The organism is Ulvibacterium sp., assembly GCF_965228935.1.
In the GTDB taxonomy this organism is placed as follows: domain Bacteria; phylum Bacteroidota; class Bacteroidia; order Flavobacteriales; family Flavobacteriaceae; genus Ulvibacterium.
The window spans coordinates 2457031-2472794 of the sequence record NZ_OZ245846.1 but is presented as its reverse complement, the minus strand read 5'-3'; the positions used below and the strand labels follow the sequence as shown (position 1 = coordinate 2472794).

General features: G+C 44.5%; 15 protein-coding genes. 14 read left to right on the top strand and 1 reads right to left on the bottom strand.

Features of this window, described 5'->3' with window-relative positions; genetic code table 11:
- Positions 1–4: 4 nt before the first annotated feature.
- The 4 genes from ACO06Y_RS10250 to yihA all read left to right on the top strand — a co-directional run bounded on the left by ACO06Y_RS10250 (position 5) and on the right by yihA (position 4532).
- On the top strand, positions 5–1144 hold the full coding sequence (locus tag ACO06Y_RS10250) for a DUF4249 domain-containing protein (RefSeq protein WP_422083736.1): 1140 nt from the start codon (positions 5–7) through the stop codon (positions 1142–1144).
- Entirely contained in the window at positions 1141–2934 is a 1794-nt protein-coding gene (locus ACO06Y_RS10245; protein ID WP_422083735.1) for a hypothetical protein, read from the top strand. The genes ACO06Y_RS10250 and ACO06Y_RS10245 overlap by 4 nt, the downstream gene beginning before the upstream one ends.
- Positions 2935–3140: 206 nt before the next feature.
- Positions 3141–3905 carry an alpha/beta fold hydrolase gene (locus tag ACO06Y_RS10240; protein WP_422083734.1) on the top strand — a complete coding sequence of 255 codons (765 nt, stop codon included), beginning with the start codon at positions 3141–3143 and terminating at the stop codon, positions 3903–3905.
- Positions 3906–3917: 12 nt separating this feature from the next.
- Positions 3918–4532: a ribosome biogenesis GTP-binding protein YihA/YsxC gene (gene yihA / locus ACO06Y_RS10235; RefSeq protein WP_422083733.1), complete on the top strand. Its 615-nt coding sequence runs from the start codon at positions 3918–3920 to the stop codon at positions 4530–4532.
- A gap of 156 nt (positions 4533–4688) precedes the next feature.
- Here the strand turns inward: yihA and ACO06Y_RS10230 are convergent, their stop codons facing one another.
- On the bottom strand, positions 4689–5066 hold the full coding sequence (locus ACO06Y_RS10230; protein ID WP_422083732.1) for a GTPase: 378 nt from the start codon (positions 5064–5066) through the stop codon (positions 4689–4691).
- 56 nt (positions 5067–5122) lie between these two features.
- On the opposite strand from ACO06Y_RS10230, the gene bla reads away from it, so the two are divergent.
- The 10 genes from bla to ACO06Y_RS10180 all read left to right on the top strand — a co-directional run bounded on the left by bla (position 5123) and on the right by ACO06Y_RS10180 (position 15746).
- Complete coding sequence (bla, locus tag ACO06Y_RS10225) at positions 5123–5863, top strand: subclass B1 metallo-beta-lactamase (protein ID WP_422083731.1); 741 nt, start codon at positions 5123–5125, stop codon at positions 5861–5863.
- Between the two features lie 18 nt (positions 5864–5881).
- Positions 5882–7498 carry an alkaline phosphatase D family protein gene (locus ACO06Y_RS10220; RefSeq protein WP_422083730.1) on the top strand — a complete coding sequence of 539 codons (1617 nt, stop codon included), beginning with the start codon at positions 5882–5884 and terminating at the stop codon, positions 7496–7498.
- A 187-nt stretch (positions 7499–7685) separates the two neighbouring features.
- A complete protein-coding gene (locus ACO06Y_RS10215; protein WP_422083729.1) occupies positions 7686–9113 on the top strand; it encodes a sulfatase in 1428 nt (475 codons plus the stop codon).
- Between the two features lie 37 nt (positions 9114–9150).
- The gene (locus ACO06Y_RS10210) at positions 9151–10194 is read left to right on the top strand and encodes a hypothetical protein (protein WP_422083728.1); all 1044 of its coding nucleotides are present in this window, start codon (positions 9151–9153) and stop codon (positions 10192–10194) included.
- A gap of 16 nt (positions 10195–10210) precedes the next feature.
- Complete coding sequence (locus ACO06Y_RS10205) at positions 10211–11077, top strand: Nif3-like dinuclear metal center hexameric protein (protein WP_422083727.1); 867 nt, start codon at positions 10211–10213, stop codon at positions 11075–11077.
- An 84-nt stretch (positions 11078–11161) separates the two neighbouring features.
- Positions 11162–11719 (top strand): DUF1572 family protein, encoded by a 558-nt coding sequence (locus ACO06Y_RS10200; RefSeq protein ID WP_422084165.1) that lies wholly within the window; start codon positions 11162–11164, stop codon positions 11717–11719.
- Between the two features lie 25 nt (positions 11720–11744).
- Positions 11745–12512 carry a hypothetical protein gene (locus ACO06Y_RS10195; RefSeq protein ID WP_422083726.1) on the top strand — a complete coding sequence of 256 codons (768 nt, stop codon included), beginning with the start codon at positions 11745–11747 and terminating at the stop codon, positions 12510–12512.
- A complete protein-coding gene (locus tag ACO06Y_RS10190) occupies positions 12509–13561 on the top strand; it encodes a hypothetical protein (RefSeq protein WP_422083725.1) in 1053 nt (350 codons plus the stop codon). Before ACO06Y_RS10195 ends, ACO06Y_RS10190 begins: the two co-directional genes overlap by 4 nt.
- A 181-nt stretch (positions 13562–13742) precedes the next feature.
- Positions 13743–15398: an alpha-glucan family phosphorylase gene (gene glgP / locus ACO06Y_RS10185; RefSeq protein ID WP_422083724.1), complete on the top strand. Its 1656-nt coding sequence runs from the start codon at positions 13743–13745 to the stop codon at positions 15396–15398.
- Positions 15399–15506: 108 nt separating this feature from the next.
- Positions 15507–15746: a thioredoxin family protein gene (locus tag ACO06Y_RS10180; protein ID WP_422083723.1), complete on the top strand. Its 240-nt coding sequence runs from the start codon at positions 15507–15509 to the stop codon at positions 15744–15746.
- Positions 15747–15764 lie beyond the last annotated feature (18 nt).

The window sequence follows — 15764 nt, the reverse complement described above, 5'->3', positions numbered from 1 at the left end:
ACAAATGATTTTTACCTTTTTTTTGGTGTACATCATTTTGTGGGGCTGCACGGAACCTTTCTTACCGGAAATACCTCCTTCGGACAGTCTTTTGGTCGTTGATGCCACGATTACTAATGAACTAAAAAACCATGAGATTTTTCTAAGCCGATCCACCCAAGGGGAAGAGGAGCCCAAGGTAGAATCCAATGCCACGGTCCGTATTGTTGATGATGACCAACAACAATATCCATTTACCGAAACGGAACCGGGAAGATATACTTCAGATGCAGCCTTTGCCCCGGAGCCTGGCATAGCATATCGATTATTTGTAACACTCGCTAATGGTAGGTCGTATACTTCCAGAGCAGTAGAACTACCGCAGACCACCCAAATAGATGCTGTATACTCCCAAAGAACGAATAGTTCTAGTGGTCTTGATGGTGTGGGAATCTTTGTAGATAGTTTTGACCCGACCGGAAATTCAATCTACTATAAGTATGAATTCGAAGAGACTTATAGAGTTGTGGTACCGAAATGGAGTCCTGGAGAATTCGTTCTGGTTTCCGAAAATAGGGTTGAGGTTCGCCAACGAACAACGGATAAAAGAACGTGTTATGCCACCAATATTTCCAACAGCATAATTCTGACTAAAACCACAGGGATAACAGAAGATAGGGTAATAGGCTTTAACATAAGGTTTTTAAGGAAGGACAATTTTATTATCTCACACCGGTATAGTATTTTGGTCAGACAATATGTACTGTCAAAACAAGCTTATGACTTTTATGAAAAACTTAGGGAATTCTCGGAATCTGAAAGTTTGTTTTCAGAAAGCCAGCCCGGTTTTATTAACGGAAATATTCTTTCCGAGGACAATGAAGATGAAAGGGTCATAGGTATTTTTGAACTTTCCTCCGTTTCCGAGAAAAGAGCATTCTTTAACTATACTGATTTTTTTCCCGATTCGGATTTACCCCCTTTTATAGATGAATGCAGGCAATTTGTGACTACTCCGGCAGAAGTGGTACCATTAGTAAAAGCGGATAGGGTGAGCTTTTTTAATTTCGTGGAGGGCTCACCGGACTATGTTGCACAACCTAAAATATGTGGGGACTGTACAGTGTTCGGCCCTGAAGAAGTGCCTGATTTTTGGGAAGAATGAATACTAAAAGGAACATACAACGATCGGTTCTTATTTATACGTTACTGTCTGCAGTGTCGTATTTTAGTCACGGACAATATCGAACAAGTTCCAAAGAAGAAATTGAAGGCTTCAAAAGCATTCCAAGGGAAGCCATTTTTGTGCATTACAATGATCCTTTATTGCTCGTAGGCGAGTATTTGTATTATAAAATGTATTGCCTCCAAGGCAGCGACTTGACCCCTAGCCCTATTAGTAAAATCGGCTATGTAGAATTAGTGGGCAAGGACAAAAACTTGGTTTTTAGGCATAAGATACCTCTTAGATCAGGTATGGGCCAGGGAGATTTCTTTATCCCCACTACCGTTCCCTCAGGAAGTTATAAATTGATAGGTTATACCCAATGGATGTTCAATTCCAAAGGCCAGGATTTGTTTACGGCCGATATTAATATCATAAATCCATATCAGGAACTTCCCAAAACCGAATCTTCCCAAGTAAAAAATAGGGAGCAACCTGCTCAAAATCTAGATAAGCCCAACACCTCGGATTCCACGGTAACATCCGAGAATTCTCCTTTTTTAAGGATTGAATCGGACAAAGCAAAATATGGCAAGCGGGAAGAGGTGTCCTTAACGATCGGCACCGAATCGGACGATCAAGTCCGTGGAAATTACTCGCTTTCCGTACGCAAAAAGTATAGGGAAATGCCCGACTCCAAAACTACTGCAACCCATTTTTCCAGAAACTCCGATAGCAAAGAATCGTATAAAGTAGCGATAAATGACAGTGTTTACTTACCGGAACTACGCGGGGAGCTTCTATCAGGAAAGGTAGTTTCCAGAGCGGACAACACCCCTATGGCCCACGGCAAAGTAAGTCTTTCTTTTTTTGGGGACAATCCAATCATACATATTGTAAATACCGATAGGGAAGGTGCATTTCGTTCCAATCTTGCCCTGTCCGATCGAAATAACAAGGCCGCTCTACAGGTGTTGGGAGACACTAAAGATCAATGGCACATTCTGCTGGATTCCCTTCCCCGGCCCAACTATGACAATCTCGATTTTCAAGAATTATCCGTTGCCCCAAACCTAAACCCCTTGATTCTTGAGCGTAGCATTTACAATCAAGTAGAAAACGCCTATTTTGAACAAAAGCCGGATAGTACGGTAGGTATCGATTCAGAATTGCCAGTTTACCATAAATTGGAGGATACCTATATTTTGGATGATTATACACGCTTTTCGACTTTAAGGGAAACCGTAGTTGAATTGATCAATGGTGTAATGTTCAGAAGGATCAAGGGTCAATACAAATTTTTGGTGCGGAGCGACGATACGTATCTTTTAGGGCACTACGATACACCATTGGTTTTAGTGGATGGTCTGCCATTGGAAGATCTTTCCAGTTTGGTCGCCTATGATGTTAAAGGAATTGAAAGTATCGGAATATCCAGGAAAGAGTACTACTTTGGTCCGCAAAGGTACAAGGGCATTGTGTCCATCAAGACCAAAGAAGGTGATTTCCTATCCAAAACGAAACTTGATTATGTACAGCAAGTCAAAATAGACAATCCTATTTCCTTAAAACGATATTATTTTCAGGATTATGGCGAACAACCTAAGACGACAAGATTACCCGATTATCGGCACCAACTGTTATGGAAACCCAACTTGAAATTAGGAGAAGACCAAACCTGCTTGATTTTCTATACCTCCGACAATAGTGGTGAATATGAAATATCGCTCGAAGGGTTTACCCAAGAGGGAAAACCTGTATCCATTTCCGAGTCCTTTCTAGTAGAATAAGCATTGGGACTCGGAATACTTTTTGTTCTTTTTAAAAATCCTTATTTTACCAAAAAAGTGCTCCCCCATTTTTTATATTTGATAGAAAATAGGTTAGGGTGCCCAAAAAATAAAGTTTGGAATGTTAAATCTCTGGCCCCAATACGAATCCATACCTATTTTATGGAAATGTCTATATTTGCCAGCAAGCACCCGAAGTATCCTGGATGGAAGAACAGCTTACAACAGAAGGAAAATACCGGTATATTGAAGTGGGGGAAGGTGCCCCTATTATTATATTACACGGTCTTATGGGAGGATTAAGTAATTTCCATGGTGTTACCGACCATTTTCCCCAGAAAGGATATAAGGTACTGGTTCCAGAACTGCCCATTTACGATATGCCGCTTCTAAAGACCAATGTAAAGCAGTTTGCTAAATTTTTGGAGGGGTTCATACAGTTCAAGGGACTAAAGGACGTCATTCTTTTGGGAAACTCCTTGGGTGGGCATATAGGTCTTTTGTACACCAAACTGTATCCGGAAAGGATAAAGGCACTTGTAATCACCGGAAGTTCGGGGCTTTATGAGAGTGCCATGGGGGATGGTTACCCGAGACGTGGGGACTATGAATTCATTAAAAAGAAGGCCCAAAATGTCTTCTACGACCCAAAAGTGGCCACCAAGGAAATCGTGGATGAAGTCTTCGCCACGGTCAACGACCGAAATAAGATCGTAAAGACTTTGGCCATTGCCAAAAGTGCCATACGCCACAATATGGCAAAGGACCTCCCAAAAATGCACACCCCTACCTGCATTATATGGGGAGAGGACGATAACGTTACACCACCAAACGTGGCCGAGGATTTCCATGAGCTCTTGCCGGATTCCGAATTGTTCTGGATTAAGAAATGTGGCCACGCCCCAATGATGGAGCATCCGGAAGAATTCAACAAAATCCTGGATGCCTGGCTGGAGAAACGCAATTTCTAAAAGGTTTATTCCATGAAAATAAAGTCGGCCCATTTTGTGATGAGCAACTCCAAGGTGGCCCAATGTCCCAATGAACCCTTGCCAGAGTACGCCTTTATTGGTCGATCCAATGTCGGTAAATCGTCCCTGATCAATATGCTCGTACAACGGAAAAGCCTGGCCAAGACTTCCGGACGACCCGGAAAGACCCAACTGATCAATCACTTTAAAATCAATGACAACTGGTTTTTGGTGGATCTTCCCGGTTATGGTTATGCCCGCGTTTCAAAAAAGGAAAAGAAAACATTTCAGAAGTACATCACGGACTATTTCCGTAAACGCAGGCAATTGGTCTGCGCCTTTATATTGATCGATATTCGCCATGACCCCCAAAAGATAGACTTGGAATTTATGCAATGGATGGGGGAACATGCCATCCCCTTTGCCATCATTTTTACCAAAGCGGATAAATTGAAACCCCAGGATCTCGAGTCTCGCGCCGATGCATATATCCAAAAACTATTGGAGGGTGTCTGGGAGGAAGCGCCTACCCATTTTATCACTTCGTCCACCAAGGGAATTGGACGGGAAGCGGTCTTAACCTATATTCATGATATCAATGAAGAATTTCGCAAACAATTAAAGTAGAAGAAGTGTTGAGTTTTGGAATTTGAATTTTGGGATTTGGCGCTTCGACTTCCTGTCCGACGATGTCTTTCAGGCGAGCGCTCAGCGTCACATCTTTGGCTAATTACTTATTACTGAATGTCGATCACTGCCCATGGTTTATTGGTAATTGAGATTTTACAAAAACACATTTTTTCGCTCTTCAATCAAGCCAATTAATGCCCTTGCATCCTCCAACGCATTCAATTCCTCTGTCTTTATAAAAACCTCCAGATTTTGGTCTACCAAAGCCAGGACAATGGGGAACGTAAACTTGTAGCCGAATTTTGATCGATACACCTTGGCAAATTCGTCCCGATGCAAAAACTCCAGTTCTAGATCGGAATTTTTTCGAAACGCTTTCCACAGCTTATTCTCGGTAAAGGCACCATAGGTGATATCGCAAAGGTGGCACTCGTAGGTGGCCGGACTTAAAATCTTATGGGCCCCGTCAATCAAGAGGTTCCGTAGTCCGGAATCGGCATTATAAATAAAGATGAGTTTTTCAAGTTTCATAGCATTCGAATTGAAGGGTAAAGATCTATATTTATAGGATATAAATTCTTCTTCTAATGTACAAGAAAACCTTTTATGGGCTTTTGGTCGTTGTTATGATGTTTGTCCATGGTAGGTCACAAAAAACAACCGCGGCTTACAGTTCCGAAAATTTAAAAATAGTCCCTTTAACGGAACACTGCTTTATCCATATTTCATATCTGGAGGTACCCGAATATGGTCGGGTGGCCTGCAACGGGGCAATCTACATGGACTCCGGGGAAGCCGTTGTCTTTGACACCCCTATTGATGATGCCGTCTCCCGGGAACTGATCCAATGGATTACAGAAACCAAAAAACATCGGGTGACCGCCGTGGTCATCAATCATTTTCACAACGATTGTGTTGGTGGCCTGGCGGCATTCCACAAATTGGGTATTCCGTCCTATGCGAACCAACAAACTTTGGTTTTGGCAAAGCAAGAGGGCCATACGGTTCCAAAAATCGGTTTTAAGGGCAAGATGGAACTCAAGGTAGGTCATCAGATTGTAATAAACCGATTTTTTGGGGAAGCCCATACCCAAGATAACATCGCAAGTTACATCCCTAGCGAAGCCCTTCTATTTGGAGGCTGTGCCGTAAAGTCCATGGGTGCGGGCAAGGGAAACCTCGAAGATGCCAATATAACGGAATGGAGTGCTACCATGGAAAAAATAAAAAAGGCCTATCCCAATATACAAACGGTGATTCCGGGACATGGAGATTCCGGTGGGATAGAACTCCTAGAGTATACCCAAGAATTATTCAACACCCAATAAATCAAAAAACAAAGACCAATGTATAAATTACTCGTTAGCCTTACCCTAGCCTGCTTGGTACTTTCCTGTGCCGAGAAATCCAAAGAACAAGTCCCGCCGGTAAAGGCACCCTTTTCCGATCTGGACACCCTGGCCATCAACGATTGGTGGAATCGGGAGAAGAATCCTATAATTGATCTTAAGGTAGATCGGGACAGTGTGGTCGCCTTTGGCATCTATACCGTCCATGATGGGATTTTAAAACTATCGGCCCAGTTATACCCGCTGTATCCCGATGAGACCCGGGAGGTACGCCTGGAAATCCAAAAAGACGGCAAATGGACGGAAATCCAGAAACAGCAAATAAACGATATCGGTTGGTCCGCCCTGTTTCGGGTAGCCGATTGGGACGATACCCAGGATACCCCATATCGGATCCGTCACGGGGAAAAAGCCTTTTTTGAGGGATTGGTCCGCAAGAATCCAACAGACAAAACAGAGATCAGTATCGCCGCCTTTTCCTGTAACTCCAACAAGGATCGAGGCATGCGCGAGAATTATGTACGGAACGTCAATCACCAAGATCCCGACATCCTATTTTTTGCAGGGGATCAGTCCTATGACCACACCGAACATACGGCGGCCTGGTTAAAATTCGGCCTACAGTTCAGGGAACTATTCCGGAACCGGCCCTGTATTGCCATTCCCGATGATCACGATGTGGGGCAGGGCAACCTATGGGGCGAAAATGGTAAGGTCTCCACCTCCGCTGGAGGCCCGGATGGTGGGTATACCTATCACCCGGAATACGTAAAAATGGTAGAGCGCTGCCAAACGGCCCATTTACCGGATCCCTATGACGCCACGCCCATTGAACAGGGAATCGGGGTGTATTATACGAATTTAGAACTCGGAGGCGTAGATTTTGCCATTATTGAGGATCGTAAGTTCAAATCGGGGCCCGAGGGGAAAATCCCGCAACAAGGTCCACGGCCCGATCATATCCGTAATCCGGACTATGACCCCACCTCTATAGATCTCCCCGGACTTACCCTTTTGGGCGATCGCCAGCTACAATTTTTGGACGAATGGGGCGACCAAAACCCGGAGGCGTTAAAGGTAGTGCTTTCCCAAACCGGTTTCTGTGGTGGGGCCCATATCCATGGTTCTCTGGACAATCGCCTCCATGCCGATCTGGACAGTAACGGCTGGCCCCAGACCGGACGTAACAAGGCCTTACGATTGATCAAAAAAGCCAGGGCCGTACATATTGCAGGTGACCAGCATTTGGCCACGGTAATCCAACAAGGCATAGACGAATTTGGGGATGGCCCTTGGGCCTTTGTAGTGCCAGCAATTGTTAATGACTACTATAGCCGCTGGTGGTGGCCGGAGGACGAAAAGCCCGGTGCCAATCCCAACCCGGATACTTCCCTCCCCTGGACCGGCAACTATCTGGATGGGTTTCACAACAAGATACGGATGATGGCCTATGTAAACCCCGAAAGCTCCTCTAGGGGTGGGGGTTATGGCCTGATCCGTTTCAATAAGACCGATCGGACGGCCACCTTTGAATGCTGGCCCCGCTATGTGGACGTAACCCACGCGGACGCGGCCCAGTTTGAGGGCTGGCCTATTACGGTTCCTATGGACTAGGGGGGATACACAAAAAGAATTTCAGTTATTAAATGGATATTGCCAAGTCTATACAGATTTAAGAAAACACATATTTAAAAACTTATTTGCTGGATTATTCCGGCAGATTTTCCATTTGGAGAATATGAATCTGTAAAGTGTGCTCTTCTTAAAATAAATCATCAAAATCTCCGCTACCAAAAGAGCTATGAAAACACTACTACAACTAGTATGGGTTCTTGCCCTAGGTATTTCCTCCTGTACGGAACCCCCTAAAAAACCCAATATCATCTTGGTCATGACCGATGACCTGGGCTGGTATGATGTAGGATTTAATAGGAGCGTTAAAGTAAAAACCCCTTGGTTGGATTCCCTAGCTTCCCAAGGGATAATTTTGAATCGGTTTTATTCCGCTTCCCCTGTCTGCTCGCCTACCCGAGCCAGCGTACTTACGGGAAGAAATCCGTTGCGAATGCACATTCCCACAGCGAATTCCGGGCATATGAAGAACGAAGAAATCACCCTTCCCGAATTGCTCAAGAAAGCAGGCTATGCAACAGGGCATTTTGGCAAATGGCATCTGGGTACCTTGACCCAATCCGTCCCCGATGCCAACCGGGGCGGCCAGGAAAAGTTCCGTGTGGATTACAGCATCCCCACCCAACATGGTTATGATAGCTACTTCTGTACCGAATCCAAGGTACCTACCTTTGATCCTATGGTCTATCCCCGAGCCTTTGAAGCCGGGGAAAGCAAACGCTATGGTTGGAAAGCGATCCAACATCCGGATTCCGCCCAAGCCTATGGTACCGCCTATTGGACTGGGGAAAACCAAAGAGAGACCCGGAATCTAAAGGGCGATGATTCCCGTATTATCATGGATAGGGTACTTCCGTTTATGGAAAATGCCCTCCAGGAAAACAAGCCGTTCTTTACCACCCTATGGTTCCATACCCCCCACTTGCCCGTGGTCAGCGATAGTGTACACCGAGCCTATTATCCCCAAAGGAATCTGGCCGAACAATTGTATTATGGCACGATTTCCGCCCTGGACGAACAAATGGGACGATTATGGCAAGCCTTGGAAGCCTCGGGTGTGGAAAAGGAAACCATTCTATTCTTCTGTAGCGATAATGGCCCCGAACGGGGAACGCCCGGCAGTGCCGGTATTTTCCGGGAACGCAAAAGAAGCCTCCATGAAGGGGGTGTACGAGTGCCTGCCTTTGTCGTTTGGAAAAACGGTTTGGAAGGCGGGAGACGCGTGGACTTTCCCATGGTCACCAGTGACTATTTGCCCACCCTTTTAGATATTCTGGATATTCCCTTTCCCGATCAACGGCCCCTGGATGGTACAAGCGTTTTAAAGGCACTGAAAGGCAAGGAGTCCCAAAGGCCCAAACCTATTGGATTTATCTATGGCCAGCAAATATCCTGGGTAACGGACCGATATAAACTTATCGGTGATGAACATTTGAAACATCTGGAATTGTACGATTTAATCCGGGATCCATCTGAAAGGGAAAATGTCATTCAGGAAAATCCGAAAATTGCTGAACAGTTAAAGTCGGATTTATTAGTCTGGTTAAATTCCGTAGAAAACAGCAAAAAAGGAATGGATTACACTCCGGCCAAATAATGCTCTAACATTTCATGGAATTGCCTAAATTAATAGCATGATATGTTCGCTAATCCGCTTTTTTCTAGTTTTTCTAATGGCCCATAACTTGTTTTGTCAGAACAAAACGACTGCACCCTCTTCCATAAAAAAAATACTGCTGGATACCGATATGGGATCGGACTGCGATGATGTCGGGGCGCTGGCTCTGTTGAACGAATATGCAAATTCCGGGCAGGCGGAAATTTTGGGCGTGGTCTATAGCTCCGGAGCGGTTCCTTATGGTGTTGGAATTATCGATGCCATAAACCGGTATTACGGCAATGACAGCATCCCTATCGGTGCCAATTATGACCTTGAATTTGGGGATCCCGTGGACAAAATGCAAGCCAAAAAATTGGCCCAGGATACCATAGCGTTTAGGAACCGGGTAATCCGCAATACCGATGTCCCGGAACAGACCCTATTTCTCCGTAAGCTATTGGCGGAACAAAAGGATAACAGTGTGCTATATGTTACTATTGGCCATACCCAGGCCCTGTACGATCTGCTCGTTTCCAAACCGGACAGTATTTCCAATCTGTCCGGAATGGCATTGGCCGAGAAGAAAATAAAGCGGTGGGTCGCCCTTGGGGCTCTTAACGCAAAAAATCCCGACGGCCATTACACCAAGGACTGGAATTTCTTTTTTAATGGTACGGCTCCCCATACCCAGTATGTGGTGAAACATTTCCCAAAACCAGTTTTCTTTATTTCCGGTGGATCCCAAGTGATGACCGGAAAATCATTGATACATACGCCCAGCGGCAACATCGTTCGAACGGCCTATCGTGACTGGCTCTGGAATGTGGAACAGAAAACATTGGCCGATCAACGACCCAGTTGGGATCTGGTGGCCGTTTGTTTTGCGGTGGAAACTTCCAAAAAATATTTCAACGTTACGGCTCAGGGATACTTGGATTTCGATGTTGACAAAGGATGCGGATGGATCGAAACCGATACTGCCACAAACCATAATTTTGTAACCCTAAAAAATGGGATCGACACCCTTTTTTCCGATAAGCTGAATACCCTGATTTCCAAACGGGGAAACAACCCATGAATTAAAATCGCAGAAAATGAAAAAATCCTTCCAATTCCGTATTCTTACCCTTTGCTCTTTCCTACTTTTGGCGCAGATGGTTTCCTGCCAAACGCCAAGAACGGCAGAAGAACTGACTCAGGCCATAATTAAAAGAACGGGTTCCGAAGAGGTACCTAATACCGTTGACGTAATTATAGAAGGAAATCCCGAAACTCCGGTGACAGGAGTGGTCTCCTGTATGTTCGCTACCATGGAGGTCTTGCAAAAGGCCGTGGAAAAAAACTGCAATCTTATCATCACCCATGAACCGACCTATTACAATCATCTGGACGAAACCGAGTCATTTCAACAGGATTCCGTATTCCTGGAAAAACAACAATTCATTAAAGACCATAAATTGGTCATCTGGCGGTTCCATGATTATATCCATCGCATCCAACCCGATGGTATCGTTACCGGGATGGCCGAAAAGTTAGGGTGGCAAGAACAAAGGGATACAGATGATCCGTACAAATTTACATTTCCTCAAATCACTCTAAAGGAGCTGCTAAAGGACATCAAACGGACATTTCCGGAAAACGGTTTTCATGTAGTAGGGAACCCGGAAATGCAACTGTCAACGGTGATGTACGTCCCCGGGGCATCCGGTAGTTCGGCTCACATTCGGCAGCTGCGGAAAGCGGAGGTTGATATGGTGGTCGCCGGCGAAGTGCCCCAATGGGAGACCTATGAGTATGTACGGGATGCCGTTACTCAAGGGAGAAAAAAAGCGATTGTGTTCATCGGGCATATTTACTCCGAAGCAAGCGGGATGAAATTTTGTGCCGATTGGATGCGCGAATTTGTTACGGATATCCCGATACATTACATCGATTGTGGTTCTTCCTACTGGACCTACTGATCCGAAAGGGAATACATCTCCTCTTTGCATTGAGGATAGGATGGTGCATATTCAACTAGGAAGTTTTAATTTTGCCGGATGTCTATGGAATTGGACTACATACAAAGCGCCATCAAACAGTTTGAATACTATAAGTCCGTTGGGGAACGTACGTTTGCTCAACTCGATGAGGAGCACCTCTTTTGGCAATTCAATGCCGAATCCAATTCCATTGCCATCATCGTCAACCACCTATGGGGCAATATGAAATCGCGTTGGACCGACTTTCTGACCTCCGATGGGGAAAAGGAATGGCGGAATCGGGATTTGGAGTTCGAGTCCGTTATTCGTACCAAGGCGGAAATGATGACCAAGTGGGAGGACGGTTGGGAGTGCCTGTTCACCGCATTGCATTCGGTAAACGCGGAAAACTTCAATACCGAGATTTTTATAAGAAATCAGGCACATACCCTAATTGAGGCCGTAAATCGGCAAATGGCCCACTATGCCTATCATATCGGACAAATTGCCTATATAGGGCGAATGGCCAAAGGGAGCACATGGAAAAGCCTCACCATCCCCAAGGGAAAATCATCCGATTTCAATAAAGCCAAGTTCTCCAAGGGCAAGCACGGTGGTCATTTCTCGGACGATGTTAAATAGCTACTAAAATGAGATTTCAAAAATTATGAGAAAGAAACTGTTCGTTCCAATACTTTTTGTCAGCGTTGTATTTTCCTGTACAAGAGAACCTGATTTTTCGAAGACGCTACAAGAGTATTACGACTTTGGATTGCCAAAAATCGAAAGAAAATGGTCCTATGACGAATTGGAGGGTTCGGCCAAACTCTTGGGAAGGTTAAAGGAAAAGGATTCCCTGCCACTTCCCAAACTGAACAGCAAAAAGTCCGGGAAGTATTTCCAAAGAATCATCTCCGCATTGCCACGGCTTGCCAATGGAGATTCCCTAAGCTACAAGCGCAAGACTCGGGATTTCTTTTTCTTTCAAAAAATTGTAAAGCGGCTGGTCTTAATTTACGGTACTACCGAAAAAGAACAGGAATATTATAGTAATGAACTGATAGAATTGAATAAGCTTACCTTGGAGGAGGTAGCAAATATGACCCTACTCTATTACGATACTATCGAACAGGGATCCGTAGATTATGCGTACCATCTGGAGAACAACAGTAGACAGTTTCAAAGAGGTGTTCTTACCATTTTGGAAGCTTCACTCCAAAACCATGAAAGTCATGTCAAATACAAACCTGGGGACAAGATAGAATTGGCAAGGGCCTTCTCAGAAAATGTGGCGAAGATTTGGCATCTTATCGATAGCGATTCCAAGGAAAAACTTTTGACACAAATACGGAGTATAGCCGGGCAAAATGAAATAGGCAAAGTACAGAGCATCTATTCGGATTTCTTGGAAACCATTGAATCCAAAGACCAATGACCTTAAAACCCGTACTCCTTTCTTTCATTTCGGCACTGCTACCAAGATTTGGCATATGGCTGCTTTTCCTTGGACTTTTGACCACAACTGCTTGTCGTGAGGCAAAGCTGAACGAAGCCAAAAAAACCATCCCAACGGTAAACGGGCCCATCCCCATTGAGCAGTTAGGGTTTGCTTTGACGCATGAGCATATCATGTCCAATTTTGGAAAGGATAAGGGCGAAACCTCCCAATATAACGAAGAAGCACTATTTAAACAGGTGGTTCCTTACTTAAGGAAACTGAAGTCGTTAGGCGTTAACTCTATTTTTGATTGTACTACGGCCTATTTTGGAAGGCGCGTAGACCTGTTACAAAGGATAAGTGATTCCACGGGGATTCAACTGATTACCAATACCGGTTTCTATGGTGCGGCCAATGATCGCTATATTCCGCCATTTGCCTTTGAATCCGATGCCATGGAAATTTCAAAAATATGGATAGAAGAATTTCGGAAAGGTATTGACGGTACGGATATAAGGCCCGGTTTTATAAAGCTTGCGTTCGATGAGGGGATACCTTCCCCAATAGACATCAAACTCTTTACGGCAGGCCTGTTGACCCATTTAAGCACGGGACTTACCCTGGCCGTCCATACCGGGGATAATCCTGAAGCCGTTAATCAACAACTTCAGTTACTCGAGGAATATAAGGTAAGTTCAAGTGCTTGGATTTGGGTACATGCTAACAAGGTATCGGATATTGACATATTGTTGAAAACCGCTTCAAAAGGTGCCTGGATATCCCTTGATGGGGTAAATACTTCCAATATTGATACGTTTTTGCAGATTATCGACCAATTTAAATCCCGAAATCTACTCCATAGGATCTTGCTTTCCCACGATGGCAATGGTTTCCCCCGGGGAGGGCCCATCCGGGAATTTGAGGCAGTCCCCAAGGAATTGATTCCGGCCATGCGCATCCATGGGTTTACCGAAAGGGAAATTGATCAAATCATGATCGAAAACCCCAAAAACGCGTTTCGGATAGTGGTTAGAAAAGAAGATTGACCATAAGGAAAATAGGCTATATTGGTCTTTATCCCAACTACGGTTAGTGTAAATTTCCGCTCCTACTTGGATATATCCAGGCCCAGTAAAATGGGTTATGGGCTGCGATGAGCATTAACTTTTTGTAAATAAATTGGGTAGAATAGTTTATCCACCTATTTTTGCGGCAAAAAAGAAATCTATGGTAGCGACAGAAACCCTTTCGAAATATAGTACTTGGCACCATCCCTATACCCCTGCCAAGGAATTCAATAAAAGAACGGCCTACTTCAGCATGGAGTTTGCCATCCATCAAGGTTTAAAGATATATTCAGGGGGACTTGGCTTTTTGGCCGGCTCCCACATGCGGTCCGCGCATGATCTAAAGCAGAATATCATTGGTATCGGCATGTTGTGGAAATATGGGTACTATGATCAGGGTAGAAATAAGGACCAGACTTTACAGACCAATTCCATTGAGAAGAATTACCATTTTCTGGAAGACAGCGGATTAGAGGTTGAAGTAGCAATCAATGGCAATACCTCTGTAAAGGTAAGGGCCATGGTTTTAAGGCCTGATACGTTCCGATCCGCCCCTATATATCTTTTGACCACCGATGTGGAAGGCAACGATTATCTATCCAGGACCATAACGGATTATTTGTATGATGCCAATGAACTGACTCGTGTTGCCCAAAGTATCGTTTTAGGTATCGGTGGTGCTAAGATAGTGGAGCTTTTAGGGGGCGCGGATGTCTATCATCTCAATGAGGGCCATGCCCTTCCAGCTTTCTATTATTTAAGGGATCGTGGAGTAAAAAAATCACAAATGGTCTTTACGACCCATACTCCGGAAAAAGGAGGCAATGAGGAACGCGATGGATACCATTTGAACCGTTTCGGGTTCTTTGGACGAACACTTTCCGAACCAGAGCTTCAAAAAGAAATGGTGAACGGGAATACGATCAGCTATACCGTGTCCGCGTTGCGGATGGCCAAAAAGGCGAACGCGGTATCCAAATTACACGCCAAGGTATCCAAGGCCATGTGGAACGGGTATGGAGGTGCAAATAAGATCATTCCCATAACCAATGCCCAGAACTTGGAATTTTGGCAGGACAAGGATTTCCAAAAGGCCTGGAAAAAGAAAGATGCCAAAGCCTTTGTAAAAAGAAAAACGGCCCTTAAAAAGGAGTTGTTCGAACTTGTTCTGGACCAAACGGGAAAACTTTTTGATCCTAAAATATTGACCATTGTTTGGGCCAGGCGCTTTGCAGGTTATAAGCGGGCCGATTTGCTATTGCACGATATGCAACGGTTTCAAGGTATCTTGAAAAATCAGAAGTACCCCGTACAGATTATTTGGGCAGGGAAACCGTATCCCATGGACTTTCCTGCTATCGACACTTTTAATTATTTGGTAAGTTTCAGCAAAAATGAGGCTAACTTGGCCGTATTGACCGGGTATGAGATAGAGTTGTCCAAAAAGCTAAAGACGGGATCCGATGTTTGGCTGAACACCCCTAGGATTACCCGGGAAGCTTCGGGTACCAGTGGAATGACTGCAGCAATGAACGGCTCCGTTAACTTAACGACCAATGATGGGTGGATTCCGGAATTTGCCAAGGATGGGAAAAACAGCTTTGTGCTGCCCGAACTGGCACACACACTGCCCATAGAGGAACAGGACAAATTGGACAGTGAGCATCTGTATACGGTTTTGGAAGATAAGGTACTTCCCATTTACTATGACCAATCGGAAGTTTGGCAGGAAATCGTTTTCCAGGCGATTACCGACGTGGTTCCCGAATTTACAAGCGAACGGATGGCTCGCCAGTACTACAAAGAGCTGTATTAGAACTATTTAAAACGAAGAATGGGAAAAAAATTTCAAAAATAGTATATTTAGTTAGTTTAACTTACTATATTTGTCCCGGCAATAATGCCTTAACCAAAATTTACAAAAATGAAAAGAGTAACATTTTATCACGCAGGCTGTCCCGTTTGTATCAATGCGGAACAAGAATTTCTAAACTTGATAGACTCCGCGAAGGTACAGGTGGACATTGTGCACCTGGGCGAACGAAAGAACCAAATTTCCATAGCCGAAAATGCCGGTGTTCGATCGGTTCCCGCGCTGGTGTTGGACAACGGCAACGTATTGCACATTAACCATGGGGCTACCTTGGAAGAGGTGCGATCCTAAAAAATTTAATCTATATTG

Excerpts from the sequence above, each read along its gene's own strand:
- ACO06Y_RS10195 (WP_422083726.1), top strand. The coding sequence starts at position 11,745 with ATGAGAAAGAAACTGTTCGTTCCAATACTTTTTGTCAGCGTTGTATTT.
- yihA (WP_422083733.1), top strand. The coding sequence starts at position 3,918 with ATGAAAATAAAGTCGGCCCATTTTGTGATGAGCAACTCCAAGGTGGCC.
- ACO06Y_RS10220 (WP_422083730.1), top strand. The coding sequence starts at position 5,882 with ATGTATAAATTACTCGTTAGCCTTACCCTAGCCTGCTTGGTACTTTCC.
- ACO06Y_RS10240 (WP_422083734.1), top strand. The coding sequence starts at position 3,141 with ATGGAAGAACAGCTTACAACAGAAGGAAAATACCGGTATATTGAAGTG.
- ACO06Y_RS10245 (WP_422083735.1), top strand. The coding sequence starts at position 1,141 with ATGAATACTAAAAGGAACATACAACGATCGGTTCTTATTTATACGTTA.
- bla (WP_422083731.1), top strand. The coding sequence starts at position 5,123 with ATGTACAAGAAAACCTTTTATGGGCTTTTGGTCGTTGTTATGATGTTT.
- glgP (WP_422083724.1), top strand. The coding sequence starts at position 13,743 with ATGGTAGCGACAGAAACCCTTTCGAAATATAGTACTTGGCACCATCCC.
- ACO06Y_RS10230 (WP_422083732.1), bottom strand. The coding sequence starts at position 5,066 with ATGAAACTTGAAAAACTCATCTTTATTTATAATGCCGATTCCGGACTA.
- ACO06Y_RS10215 (WP_422083729.1), top strand. The coding sequence starts at position 7,686 with ATGAAAACACTACTACAACTAGTATGGGTTCTTGCCCTAGGTATTTCC.
- ACO06Y_RS10250 (WP_422083736.1), top strand. The coding sequence starts at position 5 with ATGATTTTTACCTTTTTTTTGGTGTACATCATTTTGTGGGGCTGCACG.
- ACO06Y_RS10205 (WP_422083727.1), top strand. The coding sequence starts at position 10,211 with ATGAAAAAATCCTTCCAATTCCGTATTCTTACCCTTTGCTCTTTCCTA.
- ACO06Y_RS10190 (WP_422083725.1), top strand. The coding sequence starts at position 12,509 with ATGACCTTAAAACCCGTACTCCTTTCTTTCATTTCGGCACTGCTACCA.
- ACO06Y_RS10210 (WP_422083728.1), top strand. The coding sequence starts at position 9,151 with ATGATATGTTCGCTAATCCGCTTTTTTCTAGTTTTTCTAATGGCCCAT.
- ACO06Y_RS10180 (WP_422083723.1), top strand. The coding sequence starts at position 15,507 with ATGAAAAGAGTAACATTTTATCACGCAGGCTGTCCCGTTTGTATCAAT.
- ACO06Y_RS10200 (WP_422084165.1), top strand. The coding sequence starts at position 11,162 with ATGGAATTGGACTACATACAAAGCGCCATCAAACAGTTTGAATACTAT.